We start from the raw sequence: 21,469 nt of genomic DNA, 5'->3' as shown, positions 1-21,469 counted from the left end.
GTGGATAAACGTTTCACGTGAATCGCGCCGACTGCGTGCTTCAACTCACCCGGCGATAACCCCCGGGCATGCCGTCGGGCGACAGCACGATTTGCCAGAGATTGATCTGCCGTGCCCGGAACAGTGCGGCAAAGACCGAGAGATAATAGCGCCACATACGTCGGAAGCGATCGTCGTAACGGGCAGACAGTATCGGCCAGGCGGAGTCGAAATTGTTCCGCCAGGCCATCAGGGTCCGGTCATAATCGGCACCAAAATTGTGCCAGTCCTCCATGACGAAGAGACCCTCGCTGGCCATACCGATCTGGGCAATGGAGGGCAGCATGCCATTGGGAAAGATGTATTTTTCCGTCCAGGGGTCGCCATGGGTGGTCGAAACATTGCCACCGATGCTGTGCAACAGAAAAAGACCATCGGCCTTGAGCAGCGAGCGCACTTTAGCGAAAAAGCGGCGGTAATTCTTGTAGCCGACATGTTCGAACATGCCGATTGAGACGACGCGATCGAACTGATCCGAGACATCCATATAGTCCATCAGCCGTGTCTCGACCGGGAGGTGTCCGGCCCGTGCATTCGCAAAGGCTGCCTGCGCCTTGCTGACTGTCACCCCCAGGCCCGAGATGCCATAGCGTTCGGCGGCGAAGTGCAGGAAGCTGCCCCAACCCGAGCCGATGTCGAGGATGCGCATGCCGGGCTCGAGGCCGATCTTGCGGCAGGTGAGATCCAGCTTGGCCTCCTGCGCTTTCTCCAGCTTGTCGGCGGCCGGCCAGTAGCCGCAGGAATAGACCATGCGCCGGTCCAGCATGGCCTCAAAAAGGTCGTTGCCGATATCGTAATGCCGCTCGCCGACCTCGCGCACGCGCAGGCGCTGCAGGTTGAACAGGCGCGCCCGGATGAGACTGAGCATAAGCGGAAGATCGCGGGGAAAGGCATCCTGCACGCGTGCCGCGGCGAGCTTGAACAGCACCTGGTCCAGCGCATCGGCATCCCACCAGCCATCCATATAGCTCTCGCCCAGGCCCAGCGTGCCATCTCGCAGCAGCCGGGCGAACAGCCGCTCGTCATGAATGGTGAGTTCGGCTTGGGGTGCCGGGGCGACGGTAATGTCGGCTCTTGCGAGCTGGTCGAGCACGAAGCGTTTGGCGGCGGACGTCATGAGAAGCGCATATCCCGATGATGACCGGGAAAAATTCTAGCGCTTTGCGCGTATTGGCTTCAAGGGTGCCGGGCGGACGGTCCGCCCGGCATGGGTGGGAGACTATCGCTAGTGGAACTGCGCCGTTTCGGTGGATTCGGCCATGGCGGTCGTGGCGCTCTGGCCGTCACTCACCGTCATCGACACTGCATCAAAATAGCTGGTGCCCACCTCGCGCTGATGCCGCACGGCCGAGAAGCCATGGGCTTCGGCAGCAAACTCGGCCTGCTGCAGCCGTGAATAGCCGGCCATGCCGTCCTGCTTGTAGCTGCGGGCCAACTCGAACGTGGTGAGGCTGAGATTATGGAAGCCGGCCAGGGTGATGAACTGATACTTGTAGCCCATCGCGGCGATCTCGCGCTGGAATGCGGCCATTTCGGCTTCGCCCATATGCTTGGCCCAGTTGAAGCTCGGTGAGCAATTATAGGCCAGCATCTGCTCGGGATATTGCTTGCGGATGGCCTCGGCGAATTTGCGCGCTTCGCCCAGGTCTGGCTTGCTGGTTTCGCACCAGATCAGATCCGCATAAGGCGCATAGGCCAGCCCGCGGGCAATGGCACAATCAAGTCCGCCCTTGAGGCGATAGAAGCCTTCGGCGGTGCGCTCGCCGGTGACGAAGGGCTTGTCATAGTCGTCGATATCCGAGGTGATCAGCCGCGCCGCTTCGGCATCAGTGCGTGCCATGATCAGGGTTGGCACGCCCATGACGTCGGCGGCGAGGCGTGCGGCATTGAGCGTGCGGACGAACTGGCTGGTGGGCACCAGCACCTTGCCACCCAGATGGCCGCATTTCTTTTCGCTAGCGAGCTGATCCTCGAAATGCACAGCAGCGGCGCCCGCCTCGATCATGGCCTTCATCAGCTCGAACACATTGAGCGCCCCGCCAAAGCCGGCCTCGGCATCGGCGATGATGGGCACGAAGAAATCGAGATCGGTGGTGGTCACGCCATCGGCCTTCTCCATGGTCTGGATCTGATCGGCGCGCTGCAGCGCCTTGTTGATGCGCCGAACCACGGAGGGCACGCTGTCAACGGGATAGAGTGACTGATCGGGATACATATTGCCCGAGGAATTGGCGTCGGCGGCCACCTGCCAGCCGGAGAGATAGATGGCTTTGAGACCGGCCTTGACCTGTTGCACCGCCTGATTGCCAGTGAAGGTCCCGAGCGTGGGAACAAAATCTTCCGAATGCAACAATTGCCAGAGCTTCTTGGCGCCGTTCTCGGCCAGCGAATGGCGGATCGGTAGCGAACCGCTGAGCCGGTGCACATCGGCAGGCGTATAGGTGCGGGCGATGGTCTTCCAGCGGTCGGGGGCATAGTCCGGTGCAGGGAAGGTCTCGGGTTGATGCGGCTTGTCGAGCATGTCGTGTCTCCTCGGTTGGACATAGCTGTGCCGATCCGCCCGCTTGGGGCGGTGGGGGCAATGATTCACGTGAAGCAGAGTTGTGCCTGTCCCTCTCCCCTTGCGGGGAGAAGGAACCTTGTCGCTAGATAGCGACCTTGCGGCAGAAGGTGGCGGCGATCATCCCGGCGCCGGAGAACAGCTCCTGCGCGTCCTCTCCGCCCACCAGGGTGAACTGGTGACGCCCGATACGCCCGGCAATGGAATAGCCTTGTGAAGCGAGGCCGCGCGCCTTGAACTGCGCCATGGCTTCATTGGCGGTGGGGGCAATAATGGTGATGTATTCGTCGCGTTGGTCGGTGATCGGGGACATCTGCAATTCCTCCTGCTGGTGATGTAAAGATTTGACAAAGTGCGCGAATATGCAAGAGATAACGGAAGAGCCGCCAGTAAACCTGTAAATCGGCGGTCAATTGCCGGAAGCAGATTTGTAAAGTCTGTAAATTTCGGAGGAGGACGAAATGGTCGAAATGGCGGAAAGCCAGATTGGCGGTCGCATTAAGCGCCTGCGGCGCCAGCGGCATCTCAATCAGGCGGACCTCGCCCAGGCCCTAGGCATCTCGCCGAGCTATCTCAACCTGATCGAGCACAATCGCCGCAAGGTCACCGTGCCGCTGCTGTTCTCCATCGCCGGCTATTTCGGCGTCGAACCCGGGGAATTGGTGGATGGCGACGAGGGCCGGCTGGTCGGGGACCTGATGGAGGCCTTCGGCGACGACATTTTTGCCGATAGCGACCTGACCAATCTCGAGATCCGGGACCTGGCCCAGGCCAATCCGGCGGCGGCGCGCGCCGTGCTCAAGCTTTATGACCGCTATCGGCTTGCCAGTGCGGGAACGCCAGCGCCAAGCAGCCAGGGGGAAGGGGAGCCGTTCCACCTGGCCACGGACGCCATCTCCGATTTTCTGCAGGTCAATTCCAACCACTTTCCAGCCCTGGAGGACGCGGCCGAACGGGTGCGGGCCGATATCGACAATTCAGGCGATGGCTTCGAAAGCGCGATCCGCACCTATCTGTTCAATGTTTTCGGACTGGAAGTGCGTCTGGCCTCCCTGCCCCATGGCATTGCGCGCCAGCTTGACCCCGCCCGCCGGCATTTGCTGGTCTCCGACCTCCTGCCGCCTGAGACGGCCAATTTCCTGCTCGCCCAGCATCTGGGCCAGGTCGCCGCAGAGGCGGAAGTGGACGCGATCATCGCGGCCGCGGACCTGCCCGAGGGTGACGCGCCGATGCTGGCGCGCAATGTGCTGTCGGCCTATTTCGCCGCCGCGCTCATCATGCCCTATGGCCCATTCCTCAAGGCCTGCCGCGACTACCGCTATGATATCGAGCGTCTTGGGCGGCGGTTCGGCGCCAGTTTCGAACAGGTCTGCCACCGCATGACCACGCTGCAGCGCAAGGGCGCTTCCGGCATCCCGCTGCATCTGGTGCGCACCGACATCGCCGGTAATATTTCCAAGCGCTTTTCACTTTCGGGCATTCATATTCCGCGCCATTCCGGGGCCTGTCCGCGCTGGAATGTCTATGCGGCCTTTCTGGCGCCCGAGCGGATCAATGTGCAACTGAGCCAGATGCCGGACGGGCAGCGCTATTTCTGCATCGCGCGCACCATCACCAAGGGCGATTATCGCTACAACGCGCCGCGCCGCTATCTGTCCATCGGCCTGGGTTGTGCCATCCATCACGCCAAGGAAATGATCTATTCGGACGGGATCGACCTCACCAGCGACCTGCAGACCGTGCCCATCGGCGTCGGTTGCCGCATCTGCCCGCGCATGGAGTGCGGCCAGCGCGCCCACCCCCCGGCCGATCACCGCTTCCGGCTCGACGAGAATATTCGTCCCGAAAGTCTTTACGCGCGCATGACCTGACTAGGTTTCGCGATCCTGATGGTGGTCATGCTGCCAGCTGGCGCGCCATTCGCGCTCCAGCACGGCCCGGCGCTTGCCATAGCGCTCCTCGGTCAGGGTCAGGCAGACAATGCGGTCAGTCCGGAAATTGCGGAAATCCTGACGCAACAGGCACCAGGCGGCAATGGTCTGCTTGCCCTCGTAAAAGGCCAGGCCCACCGGCCAGATCGTGCGGCTGGTGGGGCGGCCCTGCTCGTCCTCATAGTCGATCGTCACGGCCTTTTCCTGCCGCATGGCCAGCCGGATATCGGCGAGAACCGGAATCGGCCTGCGCTGACCCCACAGCGCCACCGGCCAGAGCGCGGTATCGCTGATGCGGTCGCGCAAATCTTCGGGCGAGGCGGTCGCAATCTTGGCCAGTGCATTGCGGGCCGCGGCGCCCAGACCGTCATCGGGCTGGGTTTCCACCCAGCGCGCGCCCAGCACCAGCGCTTCCAGCTCTTCCGGGCTGAACATCAAGGGCGGCAGGAAAAACCCTGGCCGCAGCATATAACCAACGCCGGCCTCACCATCGATTGGCGCCCCCAGGCCAATCAACGTCTGGATGTCGCGATAAAGCGTGCGCACCGACACGTTCTGTTCTTCGGCCAGCGCCGCGGCCGTAATCGGCCGCCGATGCCGCCTAAGCGCATCCATGATTGCAAACAGCCGTTCAGTCTTGTCCATCAGCAGGCCTCCACCGCCCCCCCCGTCTATCACAGGGTCGTGAGCATTGCGGAACAGCCGGACGGATCATGTCAGCAGGGCTGGTCGTGACCCGGCCGAACCCGTCAGGCGATCTCGAATTCGCACCAATGGCCATAGGGCCGATCGGGCGAATAGATGACATTGGGAAAGTGCGGATTGTGGACCGCATCGGCCAGGGCCTGGTCTTCAAGGCAGAAGCCGGAATGCTTGCCATAGCGTTTGCCGTTGAGTCCGGGCACCGACACGTCTGTCCACACACCGTTATAGACCTGAACGCCAGGACGGTCGCTCCACAGCTTGAGCGTCAGATCGCGCTCGGGCGACACCACCGTGGCGATCGGATCAGCAGTCTTTCGTCCGCTATCGAGGACCAGGCCGATATCATAGTCGACCGGTGCGCCTTTGGCGTCGCGCATGGTGCGGGCCTGCCTGAGGTCATAAATGGTCCCTGCCGATGGCAGGATGGCCCCGGTCGGCGCCAGATCCGCGCCCAACTCGGTATGGGCCGACGAATTGACCTGGATCGTATGGTCAAGCACCGTGTCGGCGGTGCCCAGGTTGAAATACTGGTGCTGCACCAGGCTTATTGGCGTTGCCCGGTCAGTGGTGGCGGTCAGTTCGAGCCGCAGCCGATTGCCATTGAGCGTATAGGTGGCGGCGAAATTGACATTGCCCGGATAGCCCATGGCGCCGTCGGGTGAGAAATGGGTGAAGCGCACGGCGTTGTTGGCGCTGTCAGCCTGGCCCTGCCAGACCTGGCGCCCCAGGCCTTCCGGACCCCCGTGCAGCTGCAATGAACCCTCATTTGCCGGCAAATCATAGGTCACACCGTCCAGCGTGAAACTGGCATTTTTGATCCGATTGGCAACCCGGCCGGCCAGCGAGCCGAAATGTGGACTATGCGCCGGATAGGCGTCAAAGGCGTCAAAGCCCAACACCACCGATCGCTCTCCGCCTGTCACCGGCACCCGCCAGTCGCGCACCACCACGCCGTAGCCGATAATGTCGACCGTCACGCCGCTGTCACTGGTCAATCGGAATTGATCGACCCGCTGACCGTTGAATTCGCCGAAGGTTGAAACCGCGATTGCCATTCAGGCGTCCCCCATCCCGTCTGTTCCGGGGCGGAGCTGTAGCGCTATTTGCCCTTGGGCTGCAACGGCACACTTGACCTTTGGGCAGGGTGTGGGGACTGTGCGCTGGACGCAAGGCCGGCCCCGCACCCTGATGGGGCCAGGCGAAGACCGGGCCATGGCAGGAGAACAGGTTTGAGCGAAGACACGATCAGGCGGCGGGCCACGGTCCACGATGTGGCGCGGGCCGCCGGTGTGTCCCTGGCAACGGTGGATCGCGTGCTCAATGGCCGTCCTGGGGTTCGTGCGGCCACCGCCGAAAAGGTCGAGCAGGCGATCGCCGAGCTGGGTTTTGCCCGGGACCTCAATGCTTCGCTGATGGCGCGCGCCCGCGACCTCTCGGTCATCTTCTTCATCCCCGACGGCACCAATGAATTCATGGACGGCCTGGCCGAAGCGGTGCACCGGCGCTCGCCGCTGGCACTGGCGGACCGCATCCATCTCGATCTGCGCCGTATCAGGGCCTTCGATGCCGCCGCCCTCGCCCGCAGCCTGGATCAGCTCAGCGCGGCGGAATGCGATTGCGCAGTCATTGTCTCCAGCGACGCTCCCGAAGTGCTTGCGGCGATCGAGGCGGCGCACCGTCGCGGTGTTACGGTCATGACACTGGTCTCGGACCTGCCCGGCTCGGCTCGGCGCAATTTCATCGGCATCGACAATGTCGCGGCCGGACGCACGGCCGGCTCGTTGATGGGCCGCTTCCTGCCCCAGGGCGGCAAGGTGGCCGTGGTGGCCGGGTCGCTGCACCTGCGCGATCACGCCGAACGGCTGGAAGGCTTTGCTGCAGCTCTGCGCCAAGAATTTCCCCGCGTCGATATCATTGGACCCCTCGAGGGGCATGACGAGCGCACCGAGACCGCCGACATCGTCAGCGCCCTGCTGGATCAGAACCCCGATCTGGCTGGTCTCTACAATCTGGGCGCCGGCAATGGCGGCCTGGTCGCGGCGCTGGAAAAATCGAGCCGTTCCGGCACAGTGCGCGTCATTGCCCATGAATTGACGGGTCCCACCCGGGCCGGGCTCAGAAGCGGCGCCATCGACGTAGTCCTGGACCAAAATCCGGACGGCGAAATCCGCGAGGTCATCGCCGCTGCCCGGGCCCTGGCACTGGATGCCAGTCGTGTCACGGTCACCGATCCGATCGAGATTGGAATTTTCCTGCGGGACAACCTGCGCTGACAAATCGCGCATGTCATTGAGGCATGAACAATGGCGCTCGCGCCATGTAAGCAAAGCTCTCATGCCTTCCTCCCTCAAATCGCTCCCCGGGCGTGATTTGCAGGAAGACGGTCGACAGCCCATTGAAATTGGGATTTTCCTGCGCGACAATCTGCGCTAAACACCACGCCGATCCTGAAATCGGCGTGAGCCCAAGGGGCAGGGAGGACGTTTGCATGTTTTGCGCTGGTGGAAATGAGGTACGTGCCTCATGACCTTTCTTGGCATTGATATCGGCACCTCGGGCGTCAAGGCCCTGCTGATCGACGAAAACGGCAAGGCGATTGGCGAGGCCTCGGCGCCAGCGGTCGAGCCGGTGCGGCCGCAACCAGGCTGGTCGGAACAAAACCCTGCTGACTGGTGGGACGCCACTCTGGGCGCCATCGACAAGCTCAGGCACAGCCATGCTGCGGCATTGGCCGCGGTCAAGGGCATCGGCCTGTCAGGCCATATGCATGGGGCGACGTTGCTGGGCGCCAATGATGAAGTTCTGCGTCCCTGCATCCTGTGGAATGACGGGCGTTCGGCCGCCGAATGCGCCGAGATGGAAGCGACCCTGCCCACCCTGCGCCAGATTGCCGGCAACATTGCCATGCCCGGCTTCACAGCCCCCAAGATCGCCTGGGTGCGCAAGCATGAGCCGGACATCTTTGCGCGCATCAGAAAGGTGCTGCTGCCCAAGGCCTATGTGCGCCTGCTACTGACCGGTGAACATGTCGAGGACATGTCGGACGCAGCCGGCACGCTCTGGCTCGACGTCCAGAAACGTCAATGGTCCGACGATTTGCTGGATGTCACCGGCCTAAAGCGCGAGCACATGCCGCGCCTGGTCGAGGGCTCGGCGGTCTCGGCCCAATTGAAGCCTGATCTCATGGCGCGCTGGGGCATGAGCGGCACCGTGGTCGTGGCCGGCGGCGCGGGCGACAATGCCGCTGCTGCCTGCGGTATCGGTGCGGTGCGGCCCGGCGAAGGCTTCGTGTCATTGGGGACATCGGGTGTGCTCTTCGTCTCCAACGAGCGCTTCAGCCCCAATACCGACGGGGCCGTGCACGCCTTTTGTCATGCCATTCCCGACACCTGGCACCAGATGGGGGTCATTCTCTCGGCCACCGATTCCCTCAACTGGCTGAGCCGCATCACCGGGCAGAAACAGGCTGACCTGTCCGCGGCGGCCGAAGCCCAGTTCAAGGGGCCCGGCGAGGCCATCTTCCTGCCCTATCTGTCTGGGGAACGGACACCGCACAATAATGCCGGCGCGCGTGGCTCCTTTACGGGTCTCAGCCAGTCCACCGACGCCGCGCAACTGGCCCAGGCGGTCATGGAAGGGGTGAGCTTCGCCATGCGGGACTGCCAGCGCGTGCTGGCCGATGCCGGCACCACCATCAATCGCCTGCTGGCGGTTGGCGGCGGTTCCAAGTCTGCCCTCTGGCTCCAAATGCTGGCCACCAATCTCGGCATGGAGATTGCCCTGCCCGAGGACGGCGACTTTGGCGGCGCACTGGGCGCCGCCCGTCTCGGCCTCTGCGCGGCCACCGGCGCCAACCCCCTGGAGGTCATGTCCATGCCGGCCATCAAGACCACCATCGCGCCCGACGAAAAGCTGTCGGCCGCCTATACTGATCAATATGCGCGCTATCGCGCCCTTTACCCCGCCATCGAGGAGGCAATTTCGTGACCGATTTCTTCAAGGGCCTGTCCCAGATCAAATATGAAGGCCCGGACAGCAAGAATCCGCTGGCCTATCGCCACTACAACAAGGACGAGATCGTCGCCGGCAAGCGGATGGAAGATCACATCCGTCCCGCCATCGCCTATTGGCACACCTTCGCCCAGGAAGGTGGCGACCCGTTCGGCGGCCGCACCTTCGACCGGCCCTGGTTCGACAAGGGGATGGACGGCGCCAAGCTCAAGGCCGAAGTCGCCTTCGAATTCTTCGATCTGATCGACGTGCCTTTCTATTGCTTCCACGATGTCGACATTGCCCCCGAAGGCGCGTCGTTGGCCGAATCGAACAAGAATGTCCGTGAGATCGGCGACATCTTTGCCAAGAAGATGAGCCAGACCGGCAAGAAGCTCCTCTGGGGCACGGCGAACCTCTTCTCCAACCGCCGCTACATGGCGGGCGCCGCCACCAACCCCGATCCGGAGATTTTCGCCTATGCCGCCGGGCAGGTGAAGAATGTGCTGGAATTGACCCATGAACTGGGCGGGCAGAACTATGTGCTCTGGGGCGGCCGTGAAGGCTATGAGACCCTGCTCAACACCAAGGTGGGTCACGAGGCCGACCAGATGGCGCGCTTCCTGTCGCTGGTCATCGAGCACGCCAAAAAGATTGGCTTTGATGGCCAGATCCTGATCGAGCCCAAGCCGCAGGAGCCGTCCAAGCACCAATATGACTTCGACGTCGCCACGGTCTATGGCTTCCTGCAGCGCTATGGCCTGGAAAAAGACGTCAAGTGCAACATCGAAGTGGGCCACGCCTTCCTTGCCGGCCATTCCTTCGAGCATGAGCTGGCCGTGGCATCCTCGTTGGGCATGCTCGGTTCGGTCGATGCCAACCGCAACGACCTCCAGTCCGGCTGGGATACCGACCACTTCCCCAACAATCCGGGCGAAATGGCGCTGGCCTTCTACTACATCCTCAAGCAGGGGGGCCTGGGCAAGGGCGGCTTCAATTTTGACGCCAAGGTGCGGCGTCAGTCCCTCGATGCCGCCGATTTGTTGCATGGGCACATTCTGGGCCTCGACACCCTGGCGCGTGGCCTCAAGGGGGCCGCGGCGCTGATCGAGGATGGCGAGTTCGACAAGCTGCTGGATGACCGCTACGCCGGCTGGACCTCCGGCATGGGCAAGGACATCCTGGACGGCAAGCTGAGCCTGGCTCAGATCGCCGACAAGGTCCATGCCGACGGCATCAACCCGCAGCCCAGGTCAGGCCGCCAGGAATATCTCGAAAACCTGGTCAACCGGTTCGTCTGAGCCATGCTGGGCCCGGCCCCTTCATCGAGGGGCCGGGATCTCAGGTCTGGTGCGGAATGGTGATGGTGAAGCTGCTGCCTTTATCAAGCCGACTCACCGACAGGGTGGCGTCCAGATGCGCAATTTCCTGCATCAGCATCTTCATGCCGAAACCCTTCACCGTCCTTGGGTCAAAACCTTCCGGCACACCGCGTCCGTCATCGCGCACGCACAATTCGATCGCTCCGGGCCGGCGCCGGGCCGTCACGGCAATGATGCCACCATCTTCGGGCCCATAGGCATGCTTTTGCGCATTGGTCACCAGCTCGGAAACGATCAGCGCCACCGGGGTCACCAATTCCTCGCTGATCTCGATCTTGTCCGCGGAGGCCACCACATGGGCGCGGTTGATATGGTCGAGCTTGTCGCAGATCGAGCCGATGATATCGCCGATCTCGATGCGCACATCGAGTTCCGCGTGCTCGATGATGCGCTGGATTTCAACGATCGCCTGAATGCGGCTCAAGGCGCCGACCAGGGCGTTGCGCGCCGTGTCGTCCGAAAGGCTGGAGAGCTGCATGCGCAGCATGGCCTGGATCAGCGCCAGGGAATTGCGCACCCGATGCGTCATCTCGCGAGCCATGTCGTGGGTGCGTTGCGCCTGGTCGCGCAGGGCCTCGGTGCGCTCGTCCAGCGCCTGCTGCAGGCCTGTCTGCCGGTTCACCCGCTCGGTGATGTCGACCTGCGTGGCGATGAAGTAAAGCAGTTCCCCGGCATCGTCGAGCATGGGCGCCATATGCAGCTCGTTCCAGAACGGAGTGCCATCCTTCTTGTAGTTCAGAATTTCATGGCTGATGGTCTGGCGCTCTGCCAGCGCCGCCTTGAGCGCCTGCCGATCCTCGTCGCACGTTTCCGGTCCCTGCAGGAAACGGCAATTGCGCCCCAGCACCTCGTCTTCCCCATAGCCCGTCAGTTTGAGAAAGGCGTCATTGACGAACACCAGCGGGCAGTCGGGCTCGAACGGGTCGGCAATGGCAATAGGCACCGCGCTGGATTCCACGGCATGCACAAAGGGCTGCAGCCGCATCTTGGACTTGACGTTCTTCCAGTAGCTCAGCTCGCGAATATGCAGATCCAAGGCGTTCTTTCCATCTCTGACCGCTCGGACCATCGGCCTGCGGTTTGTGACGCTTCACTCTATTCCCGATCAGTCCGGACGAGATGGCCCGGCCGGCAACTGATGGAATGTCTCTTTCAACCCCTCAAAACGCAGATGACGACGATTTCGTGCCATCGCAGGAGATTTTCATGCCCCAACTGACCAATCCCATCCTCCCCGGCTTCAATCCCGACCCCTCGATTCTGCGCGTCGGCGACGATTATTACATCGCCACCTCCACTTTCGAGTGGTTTCCGGGGGTGCAAATCCATCATTCGAAGGACCTTGCCAACTGGGAGCTGATTACGCGGCCCTTGACCCGCAAGAGCCAGCTCGACATGCGCGGCGATCCGGACAGTTGCGGCGTCTGGGCCCCCTGCCTCACCCATGATGGGGAGAAGTTCTGGCTTGTCTACACCGACGTCAAGCGCAAGGACGGCTCGTTCAAGGACGCCCACAATTACATCGTCTGGGCGGACGATATCGAAGGCCCCTGGTCCGATCCGATCTATGTCAATTCCTCGGGCTTTGATCCCAGCCTGTTCCACGACGACGACGGCAGGAAGTGGTTCGTCAACATGACTTGGGACCACCGCCATCGACCGCTGCTGTTCGCCGGTATCGTCTTGCAGGAATTCGACCCCAAGGCCGGCAAGCTCGTCGGCCCGATCAAGAACATCTACAAGGGCACCGACCTCAAGCTGGTCGAGGGTCCGCATCTCTATAAACGCAATGGATGGTACTATCTGCTCACCGCCGAGGGCGGGACGGCCTATGACCATGCCTGCACCTTCGCCCGCTCGCGCACGATCGATGGGCCCTATGAGACTCATCCGGATCAATATGTGCTGACTTCCAAGGATGCGCCGCTGGCAGCCCTACAGCGCGCCGGCCATGGCGACATTGTCGAGACCCCAGAGGGAAAGACCTATCTCGTGCACCTGACCGGCCGCCCGACGACGCAGGAGCGGCGTTGCGTACTGGGGCGTGAGACCGCTATCCAGGAAGCCTATTGGGGCGAGGACGACTGGCTTTATGTGAAGAATGGGCCGGTGCCCTCCCTCCATGTCGAGGTGCCCGGCACGCGCGACGAAGCCGGATACTGGGCCGAACAGCGCTACAGCTTCGAGAAGGGCCTCCCGATCGACTTCCAGTGGCTGCGCACCCCCGACACCGATCGCATCTTCTCGACCGAGGGCGGCAAGCTCACCCTGTTCGGGCGCGAATCCATCGGCTCCTGGTTCGAGCAGGCGCTGGTGGCCCGGCGGCAGCAGCATTTCTCCTATGATGCCGAGACGGTGGTGGATTTCAAACCAACCGACGAGCGCACCTTTGCCGGTCTGACGGCCTATTACAGCCGTTACAACTTTTTCTACCTCGCCGTCACCGCCCACTCCGACGGGCAGCGCGAACTCCTGCTGATGAGCTCGGAAATCTCCTGGCCCGACGGCAATCTTCGCTTCCCCGCCGATCCGGTGCAGATCCCCAATGAGGGCAAGGTGAAGCTCGCATTGACCATTCGGGGCCGGGCGCTGCAATTCTTCTACGCCCTCGAGGGCCAGGAGCTGCAGCCTATCGGCCCGGTTCTCGATGCGTCCATTCTCTCGGACGAGTGTGGCGGCCACCAGGCCCATGGCAGCTTCACCGGCGCCTTTGTCGGCATGGCGGCCAGCGACCTCAACGGCACGGCGAGCCCGGCCAGCTTTGACTATTTCCTCTATCGTCCGCAGCACGATGCTTCGGACCGCTACGAGATCGACAGCCTCAAATAGCATCGTCGTCTCAATCAAAGGCGCGGGAGAGAACGGCTTGTCTCTTCCGCGCCTTGTCATTTTCGGGTTGACCGGCGAGTCTGGCTGCCGCGAGTCAAAGGGAGCCAATAATGAAACTCGAATCCATCGCCCTGCATCATGGATACGAATCGGAGGCCACGACCAAGGCGGCGGCCGTGCCGATTTACCAGACAACGTCTTACACCTTCGATGACACCCAGCACGGGGCCGACCTGTTCGATCTCAAGGTGGCGGGCAACATCTATACCCGCATCATGAACCCCACGACTGCGGTTCTGGAGGCGCGGATTGCGGAGATGGAGGGCGGCATCGGTGCCCTGGGTCTGGCCTCGGGCATGGCGGCCATCACCTATGCCATCCAGACCATTGCCGGCGTCGGCGACAATATCGTCTCGGTTTCCCAGCTCTATGGCGGCACCTACAACCTGTTCGTCCACTCTTTCCCGCGCCAGGGCATCGAGACGCGGCTGGTGCATCACGACGACTACGAGGGTTTCGAAAAGGCCATCGACGAGAACACCAAGGCCGTCTTCCTCGAATCCATTGGCAATCCGGCCGGCAATGTCGTGGACATCGAAAAGATCGCCGAGATTGCCCATCGCCATGGTGTGCCGGTGATCGTCGACAACACCGTGGCCACCCCTTACCTGACCAAGCCCTTCGATTTTGGTGCCGACATCGTGGTGCACTCGCTGACCAAATATATCGGCGGTCATGGCACTTCGATCGGCGGTGTTATCGTGGATTCGGGCAAGTTTGACTGGAAGGCGAATGCGGCCCGCTTCCCCGTCCTTAACGAGCCTGATCCGTCCTATCACGGCGTGGTCTATACCGAAGCGCTGGGCCCGGCGGCCTATATCGGTCGCGCCCGCGTGGTGCCGCTGCGCAATACCGGGGCGGCCCTCTCCCCTATGAATGCCTTCATGATCCTCCAGGGCCTTGAAACCCTGGGGCTGCGCATGGAGCGCCATTGCGCCAATGCGCTCAAGGTCGCGCAGCACCTCAAAAGCCACCCCAAGGTAGCCTGGGTGAACTATGCCGGTCTTGAGGACAGCCCCTATCACCCGACGGCGCAGAAGATCTCCAGGGGCTCGGGGTCGGGCATCCTCTCTTTCGGCATCCAGGGCGGCAAGGAGGCAGGAGCCCGCTTCATCGACGCCCTGCAGATGATCCTTCGTCTGGTCAATATCGGCGATGCCAAATCGCTGGCATGCCATCCGGCCACCACCACCCACCGCCAGCTCTCGCCAGAGGAACTCGAGAAGGCTGGCGTGTCCGAGGACCTGGTGCGCATTTCGGTGGGCATCGAACATGTCGATGACATCATCGCCGACATCAACCAGGCCCTGGCCAAGGCCTGATCACAAAATGCCGAGCCGGGGGCGACAGCCCCCGGTTTCAGGCCTAATATGGCGTCATAGCGGTCGCATCCTGCGTCTCGCGCCGGTCATGCGCTTCACGCAGTCTGCGACCCCCGCATCAGGTGGAGGAGTGACGACCATGGCTCGAATGCATGTCATGTCCGGCGTCGGTGACAAGCTCGACTTGCCGGCAATCCGGCGGATCACAATGGCTGATCTCGGCGAGGCGCTGCGGCGTGGCGCGGCCGATTTCTGGGCCAAGCCGAGCCATTATGTGCTGCTGATGCTGATCTATCCCATCATCGGCATCGTCCTGACCGTCTGGATGAATGGCTGGCACGCCTGGACGCTGCTCTATCCCCTGGTCGGCGGCTTTGCCCTGGTGGGCCCGATCGCCGCCCTGCCGCTCTACGAGGTGTCGCGACGGCTCGAAAGGGGTGAGGATCCAAGCTGGCGGGATGCGATGAGCGTGTTGCGCTCTCCTGCCTTGGGCGGCATCCTGGCGGTCGGCGCCATGCTTTTCGTGCTGTTTACCCTTTGGCTCACCAGCGCCCAGACGCTTTATGAGAGCCTGTTCGGCGCATCACCCCCACGCACTCTGGACGCCCTGCTTGCCCAGGTATTGACGCAGCCGGGGGGCATGACCCTGCTGGCGGTCGGCACGGGCATTGGCGCCCTGTTCGCGCTCGTAGTGCTCTGCACCACGGTCATCGCCTTTCCACTGATGCTTGATCGGGATGTCGGGGCCTATGTGGCCGTGGAAACCTCGTTCCGGGCCGTGATGTATAATCGTGTGCCGCTCTTTGCCTGGGGCGTCATTGTCGGGGCCGCCATCTTCCTGGGCTCCTTGCCGCTCTTTGTTGGCCTGGCCGTGGTACTGCCCATTCTTGGCCACGCCACCTGGCATCTCTACCGCAAGCTGGTGGAGCCGGTGTCACTCATCCGCGACGCCTGAATCTCGATCAAAACCAACCGGGCAAACCTGTTTCACCCGGTTGGTTTTTGTGCGCGAACCGCCTAAGGTCCGGGATCAATTTCGAGCCCTGACTGCCCGCGCCCATGGACCAGACCCCTTTCGAGGCCGCCTCCGGCCCCGCACCTGCGGGGCTGACGCCCATGATGGCGCAATATTTCGAGATCAAGGCGGTCAACCCCGGCTATTTGCTGTTCTATCGCATGGGCGATTTCTACGAGCTGTTCTTCGAGGACGCCGAGATCGCCAGCGTCGCCTTGGGCATCGTGCTCACCAAGCGCGGCAAGCATCTGGGCGAGGATATCCAGATGTGCGGCGTGCCCATCCACGCCGCCAATGATTATCTCAACAAGCTGATCCGCCTGGGTCACCGCGTGGCCATCTGCGAGCAGATGGAAGACCCCGCCGAAGCCAAGAAGCGCGGTTCCAAATCGGTGGTGCGGCGCGATGTCGTGCGTCTGGTGACCCCCGGCACGCTGACCGAAGACGATCATCTCGATGCCCGCTCGGCCAATTATCTGGCCGCACTGGCTATGGTGCGTCATGGCGATACCGACTTTGCCCTGGCATGGGCCGATATTTCGACCGGCGAGACCTTTGTCTGCGATCTGGCCGCGGCCCAGCTGGCCGACGAGATGGCCCGCATCGCCCCGGCCGAACTGCTGCTGACCGAAGCGACGCGAGCAGCCCTTGTCGAGCGGCATCTATTCGCGCCGTCCTGGGCGGGCATTGCTTCGGCCATCGCCCCGGAGTTGGTTGACAGCGAAGCAGCCATGCCACGCCTGCGGCAGAGTTTTGCGGATGATCAGTTCGACCCCACCATTGTTTCCCGTGCTGGAAGAGCGGCTTTGGGGGCGCTGGTCGCCTATGTCAGTGAGAGCCAGAAGGGCCGCCATCCGCCGCTGCGGCCGCCCCGCACCGATGAAGCCGCGGGCATGGCCATTGATGCTGCGACCCGGGCAAGCCTTGAAATACTGCAGACCCAGCGCGGCCAGGCGCGGGGCTCGCTCCGCCAGGCCATCGACCTGACCGCCACCGCGCCCGGTGCCCGCCTGCTGGCGGGCCGGCTGGCCGCCCCCTTATGCGCCGCCGGGCCGATCAATGATCGGCTCGATGCTGTAGCCCGGCTCGTCGAGGATACGTTGTTGCGGGGCCGCCTGCGCCAGGACCTCAAATCCGTGCCCGATCTGGCCCGTGCCTTGTCGCGCCTCGCCCTGGAGCGTGGCGGCCCGCGCGATCTCAGCGCCATTGGCAAGGCTGTGGGTGCCGCTCTGGAGCTGGCGCAGCATCTGCGCGCACAATCCGACTTGCCCAGCATACTGGATGGCCTGACGCAAACCCTTGGCGCCGCGCCACAGCTGCTTGCCAGCGAATTGGCGGTGGCGCTGGATGATGAGTTGCCGCTGCTCAATCGTGACGGCGGCTTCGTGCGCGCCGGCTATGACGCAAAGCTCGATGAGGAACGCGCGCTGGGCCGCGAGACCCGCGCTGTGGTGGCGGCGCTCCAAGCCCGGCTGATGGACGAGACCGATGTGCGGTCCTTGAAGATCAAGCACAATGGTGTGCTCGGCTATTTCGTCGAGGTGCCGGCTGCCCATGGCCAGAAACTGCTCGAAGCCCCCTTTCGGGAGAGCTTCATCCATCGTCAGACGCTGGCCAACGCCATGCGCTTTACCACCACCGAGCTGGCCGAACTGGAAGGCCGCATCGCCCGGGCGCAGGACGCGGCGCTCGAAATCGAGCTGGCCATCTTTGCCCGGTTGCGCCAGGAGACCCTGGCGCGCACCAGCCAGTTGCAGGGACTTGCCGATGCCTTGGCCGAGCTCGATGTGACCGCCGCTCTCGCCGAAGTGTCCGCCACGCGCGGCTATTGCCGCCCGATCGTCGACAACAGCCTTGCTTTTGCCATTTCCGGCGGTCGTCATCCTGTCGTGGAGTTGATGGTCAAGGCCGAGGGCCAGAGTTTTGTTGCCAATGATGCCGATCTCTCGGGAAGCGAAGAGGCCGGCGGCGGGGCCCTCTGGCTGGTCACGGGCCCCAATATGGGGGGTAAGTCGACTTTCCTCCGGCAGAACGCGCTGATTGCCATTCTCGCCCAGATGGGTTGCTACGTGCCGGCCGACAGCGCCCATATCGGGGTGGTGGACAGGCTGTTCTCGCGCGTCGGCGCCAGCGACGATATTGCCCATGGCCGATCAACCTTCATGGTCGAAATGGTGGAAACCGCCGCCATTCTCAACCGCGCCACCCGGCGCTCCCTGGTGGTTCTGGATGAGATCGGGCGTGGGACCGCCACCTTCGATGGCCTCTCCATCGCCTGGGCCGCCGTGGAAGCCTTGCATGAAACCACCGGTTGCCGGGCCCTCTTCGCCACGCATTTCCACGAATTGACCGCGCTGGCTAAAACCCTGTCTCGCGTCGCCAATGTCACCATGAAGGTGCGCGAATGGGAGGGCGAGGTGGTGTTCCTGCACGAAGTGGGGCCCGGCGCCGCCGACCGCTCCTATGGCATTCAGGTGGCGCGCCTGGCGGGCCTGCCCGAACCGGTCATTGCCCGCGCCAAACAGGTTCTTGATCTACTCGAACAGCGCTCGGCCGGTACCGCCTCTTCCAGCCAGAAGGCCAGCGTGCTAGACGATCTGCCGCTCTTTGCCCATCAGCCGGCCCCGGCATCGAAGGGCAAGGATCCCATCCATGAAGCGCTCGACGCCATTCGTCCCGATGAGATGACACCCCTGAAGGCTATCGAAGCGCTCTACCAACTAAAGAAAATCCGCGATGACGCTCGTCGAAGCTGAGGCCCGGCCCAAAAAGGCACAGTTCGCGCTCAAGACCGCCGATATGCTGCTGGCAGAGTTCGATGCCCTTGTGGGCGATGAGCCGGCCCGCTCGCCCAATGCCCGTGCGCTGGTGCTGGCCCATATCCGCCAGACCCTGGCTGATGCCCGCACAAGCGCCGAGGCCGAGCTTGTTGCCAACGGCAAGGGTACGCGTTGCGCCCAGAATCTGTGCGCGGCACAGGACGAGATCATCATCGCCGTGCACCGCTTTGCCACCATGCGCGTCTATCCGGTCGACAATCCCTCCGGCGCCGAGGCCATCGCGCTGTCGGCCGTTGGCGGCTATGGCCGTGGCACGCTGGCGCCGGGATCGGATATCGATCTGCTCTTCATCCTGCCCTACAAGCAAACGCCTTGGGGCGAACAGGTCACCGAATATATTCTCTATATGCTCTGGGACCTCGGCCAGAAGGTTGGCCACGCCGTACGTTCGGTGGACGAATGCATCCGCATGGCCCGCGCCGACATGACCGTGCGCACCGCAACGCTCGAAGCGCGGTTTCTCACCGGCGACAAGGGGCTCTATGACCAGCTCACCCATCGCTTCGAATCCGAGATCATGCCCAAGACGGGCCCCGAGTTCATTGCCGCCAAGATGGCCGAGCGTGATGAACGGCACAAGCAGATGGGCAATACCCGCTATGTGGTTGAGCCCAATATCAAGGACGGTAAGGGCGGCCTGAGGGACCTCAACACGCTGTTCTGGATCGGCAAGTACTTCTTTTCCGTCCGCACCAGCCAGGAGCTGGTGGGCAAGGGTGTGCTCTCGGCGGCCGAATATCGTCTGTTCTCGCGCGCGGAGGATTTTCTCTGGGCGGTCCGGTGCCACCTGCATTTCATCACCGGCCGCGCCGACGAAAAACTGACCTTCGACATGCAGCCCGAACTGGCCCATCGCATGGGCTATGCCGAGCGGCTCGGCATGCTGGGCGTCGAGCGCTTCATGAAGCGCTATTTTCTGGTCGCCAAGGATGTCGGGGACCTCACCCGCATCATCTGCGCGAGCCTGGAATTCCACCACGCCAAGGACATGGACCTGGTCGGGCGCGTGCTCGCCCCCTTCCGTTCCGGCAAATCCAAGATCAAGGGCGAGACCGCCTTCATCATCGATACCGGGCGGCTCAATATTGCCGGGCCCGACGTGTTCGAGAAGGATCCGGTCAATCTCATCCGCGCCTTCATGGTGGCCGGTCGCGAGGAATTGCTGTTCCACCCAGACGCCATCAAGGTCATCCGCGACAGCCTCAGGCTGATCGACAACAAGCTGCGCAACGACCCCAAGGCCAATGCGCATTTCCTCACCATCCTGACCAGCGCCAACTATGTCGAGCGCATTCTGCGGCAGATGAACGAGAGCGGGGTTCTGGGCAAGTTCGTCCCCGATTTCGGCAAGATCGTCGCCCTGATGCAGTTCAACATGTATCACCATTATACAGTGGACGAACATCTGATCCGTGCCGTCGGCGTCATGGCCCAGATCGCCAATGGTGGGCTGCGCGACGAACTGCCCCTCACCCATGAGCTCCTCCCGCAGCTCAACGACACGCGCCTGCTCTATGTGGCCTTGTTCCTGCACGACATCGCCAAGGGGCGGCCGGAAGATCATTCCATTGCCGGCGCCCGTATCGCGAAAAAGCTCTGTCCGCGGTTCGGGTTGACCGAGGCCGAAACCGACACCGTCTCCTGGCTGATCGAATACCATCTGCTCATGAGCGAGATCGCCCAGGCCCGCGATATCCAGGACCCTGAAACCGCAAAGAGCTTTGCCGACGTGGTGCAGTCGCCGCAGCGCCTGGCGCTGCTGATGATCCTCACCGCTTGCGACATCCGGGCGGTCGGACCGGGCACCTGGACCGGCTGGAAAGGTTCGCTGCTGCGCGCCCTTTATTTCGCCACCGAGCCCCTGCTCTCCGGGGGGCATAGCCAGGTGAGCCAGTCCGATCGCGTCAACGAGGCCCGCAAGGCCTTGACCGAAGCCCTTTCGGGTTGGGCGCCGGCCGACATCGAAGCCTATACGGCCCGGCACTACGACCACTATTGGTTGCGCGCCGAGCCCGAATTGCAGCTCGAGCACGCCCGGATGATCCGCAGTGCCGACAGCACCGATCAGCCCTTTGCCGGCTCCATCCGGGTCAAGGCTTTTGAGGGGATTACCGAGGTCAGCTTCTATACACCCGACCATCCGCGGCTGCTCTCGCTGATCGCTGGTGCCTGCACCATGCAGGATGCCTCGATCATCGGCGCGCAGATTTTCTCGACCCGCGACGGAAGGGCGATCGACACCTTCCGGTTGAAACGCTCCTTCACCTCAGATGAGGACGAAAAGGTGCGCGCTACCCGCATCATTGATACCGTCAAGCAATTGCTTCAGGGCAAGCGGCAGGTGCTGATCGATCTGGGCAAGGAAAGCCGTCACAACAAGCGCCTCAGGCCGTTCAGCCTGCCGGCGCAGGTTTCGGTCAGCAATGCCATTTCGGAGAAGTTCACGGTCATCGAGGTGTCGGGCCTCGACCGCATCGGTCTGCTCTATGCGCTGACCCGGGAGATTTCCGATCTCAACCTCACCATCGGCTCAGCCCATATCGGCACCTATGGCGAAAAGGCCGTGGACGTTTTCTACGTCACCGATCTCACCGGCCAGAAAATCCACGTCAAATCGCGGCAAAAAAAGATCCACGATGTGCTGATGGCGGTGTTCAAGCGGCCCAGCGAGGACAAGGCGCAGGACAAGAAGGTGGTCAATGGGTGAGGCATTGTGGGAACCGCGAACTTGGTGTGCGTGGTCCCACCCCACCCTCATTCCCTCCCCATCAAGGGGAGGGAGGCGCAGGGTTGAAG

The 21,469-nt window shown here is 62.7% G+C and carries 15 protein-coding genes; 9 read left to right on the top strand and 6 right to left on the bottom strand.

Annotation, left to right across the window (positions count from 1 at the left end; all coding sequences use genetic code 11):
* Positions 1–40 precede the first annotated feature (40 nt).
* The 3 genes from cfa to QZ564_RS06510 all read right to left on the bottom strand — a co-directional run bounded on the left by cfa (position 41) and on the right by QZ564_RS06510 (position 2,912).
* Positions 41–1,156, bottom strand: coding sequence for a cyclopropane fatty acyl phospholipid synthase (cfa, locus tag QZ564_RS06520; protein WP_297106563.1), 1,116 nt, complete (start codon positions 1,154–1,156; stop codon positions 41–43).
* A 108-nt stretch (positions 1,157–1,264) separates the two neighbouring features.
* Entirely contained in the window at positions 1,265–2,560 is a 1,296-nt protein-coding gene (gene aceA, locus QZ564_RS06515; protein WP_297106561.1) for an isocitrate lyase, read from the bottom strand.
* Positions 2,561–2,684: 124 nt separating this feature from the next.
* Positions 2,685–2,912 carry a hypothetical protein gene (locus tag QZ564_RS06510; RefSeq protein ID WP_297106558.1) on the bottom strand — a complete coding sequence of 76 codons (228 nt, stop codon included), beginning with the start codon at positions 2,910–2,912 and terminating at the stop codon, positions 2,685–2,687.
* 148 nt (positions 2,913–3,060) lie between these two features.
* Here QZ564_RS06510 and QZ564_RS06505 point away from each other — a divergent pair, with 148 nt between their 5' ends.
* Positions 3,061–4,470, top strand: coding sequence for a short-chain fatty acyl-CoA regulator family protein (locus QZ564_RS06505; protein ID WP_297106555.1), 1,410 nt, complete (start codon positions 3,061–3,063; stop codon positions 4,468–4,470).
* Here QZ564_RS06505 and QZ564_RS06500 read toward each other — a convergent pair whose 3' ends face one another.
* Both QZ564_RS06500 and QZ564_RS06495 read right to left on the bottom strand, forming a co-directional pair.
* A complete protein-coding gene (locus tag QZ564_RS06500) occupies positions 4,471–5,175 on the bottom strand; it encodes a YafY family protein (RefSeq protein WP_297106552.1) in 705 nt (234 codons plus the stop codon). It abuts the gene before it with no gap.
* 104 nt (positions 5,176–5,279) lie between these two features.
* Entirely contained in the window at positions 5,280–6,290 is a 1,011-nt protein-coding gene (locus QZ564_RS06495) for an aldose epimerase family protein (RefSeq protein WP_297106549.1), read from the bottom strand.
* A gap of 174 nt (positions 6,291–6,464) precedes the next feature.
* Here QZ564_RS06495 and QZ564_RS06490 point away from each other — a divergent pair, with 174 nt between their 5' ends.
* From QZ564_RS06490 to xylA, 3 genes are all read left to right on the top strand, one after another.
* Positions 6,465–7,508 (top strand): LacI family DNA-binding transcriptional regulator, encoded by a 1,044-nt coding sequence (locus tag QZ564_RS06490; RefSeq protein WP_297106547.1) that lies wholly within the window; start codon positions 6,465–6,467, stop codon positions 7,506–7,508.
* Positions 7,509–7,758: 250 nt separating this feature from the next.
* Positions 7,759–9,222: a xylulokinase gene (gene xylB / locus QZ564_RS06485; RefSeq protein ID WP_297106544.1), complete on the top strand. Its 1,464-nt coding sequence runs from the start codon at positions 7,759–7,761 to the stop codon at positions 9,220–9,222.
* Complete coding sequence (gene xylA, locus QZ564_RS06480; protein ID WP_297106542.1) at positions 9,219–10,526, top strand: xylose isomerase; 1,308 nt, start codon at positions 9,219–9,221, stop codon at positions 10,524–10,526. Before xylB ends, xylA begins: the two co-directional genes overlap by 4 nt.
* Before the next feature lie 40 nt (positions 10,527–10,566).
* Here the strand turns inward: xylA and QZ564_RS06475 are convergent, their stop codons facing one another.
* Positions 10,567–11,643: a PAS domain-containing protein gene (locus QZ564_RS06475; RefSeq protein ID WP_297106538.1), complete on the bottom strand. Its 1,077-nt coding sequence runs from the start codon at positions 11,641–11,643 to the stop codon at positions 10,567–10,569.
* A gap of 170 nt (positions 11,644–11,813) precedes the next feature.
* Between QZ564_RS06475 and QZ564_RS06470 the strand changes: the two genes are divergently transcribed.
* The 5 genes from QZ564_RS06470 (at position 11,814) to QZ564_RS06450 (ending at position 21,380) form a co-directional block, all read left to right on the top strand.
* Positions 11,814–13,436 carry a glycoside hydrolase family 43 protein gene (locus QZ564_RS06470; protein WP_297106535.1) on the top strand — a complete coding sequence of 541 codons (1,623 nt, stop codon included), beginning with the start codon at positions 11,814–11,816 and terminating at the stop codon, positions 13,434–13,436.
* A 110-nt stretch (positions 13,437–13,546) separates the two neighbouring features.
* Complete coding sequence (locus tag QZ564_RS06465; RefSeq protein ID WP_297106532.1) at positions 13,547–14,818, top strand: O-acetylhomoserine aminocarboxypropyltransferase/cysteine synthase family protein; 1,272 nt, start codon at positions 13,547–13,549, stop codon at positions 14,816–14,818.
* A gap of 139 nt (positions 14,819–14,957) precedes the next feature.
* A complete protein-coding gene (locus QZ564_RS06460) occupies positions 14,958–15,773 on the top strand; it encodes a DUF2189 domain-containing protein (RefSeq protein ID WP_297106529.1) in 816 nt (271 codons plus the stop codon).
* 104 nt (positions 15,774–15,877) lie between these two features.
* Positions 15,878–18,589, top strand: coding sequence for a DNA mismatch repair protein MutS (gene mutS / locus QZ564_RS06455; protein WP_297106525.1), 2,712 nt, complete (start codon positions 15,878–15,880; stop codon positions 18,587–18,589).
* Positions 18,570–21,380 carry a [protein-PII] uridylyltransferase gene (locus QZ564_RS06450; RefSeq protein ID WP_297106522.1) on the top strand — a complete coding sequence of 937 codons (2,811 nt, stop codon included), beginning with the start codon at positions 18,570–18,572 and terminating at the stop codon, positions 21,378–21,380. Before mutS ends, QZ564_RS06450 begins: the two co-directional genes overlap by 20 nt.
* Positions 21,381–21,469: the final 89 nt, after the last annotated feature.

This window comes from uncultured Devosia sp., assembly GCF_913055165.1.
Classification (GTDB): domain Bacteria; phylum Pseudomonadota; class Alphaproteobacteria; order Rhizobiales; family Devosiaceae; genus Devosia.
The sequence above is the reverse complement of the archived record's forward strand: the minus strand, read 5'-3'. Positions and strand labels throughout refer to the sequence as shown.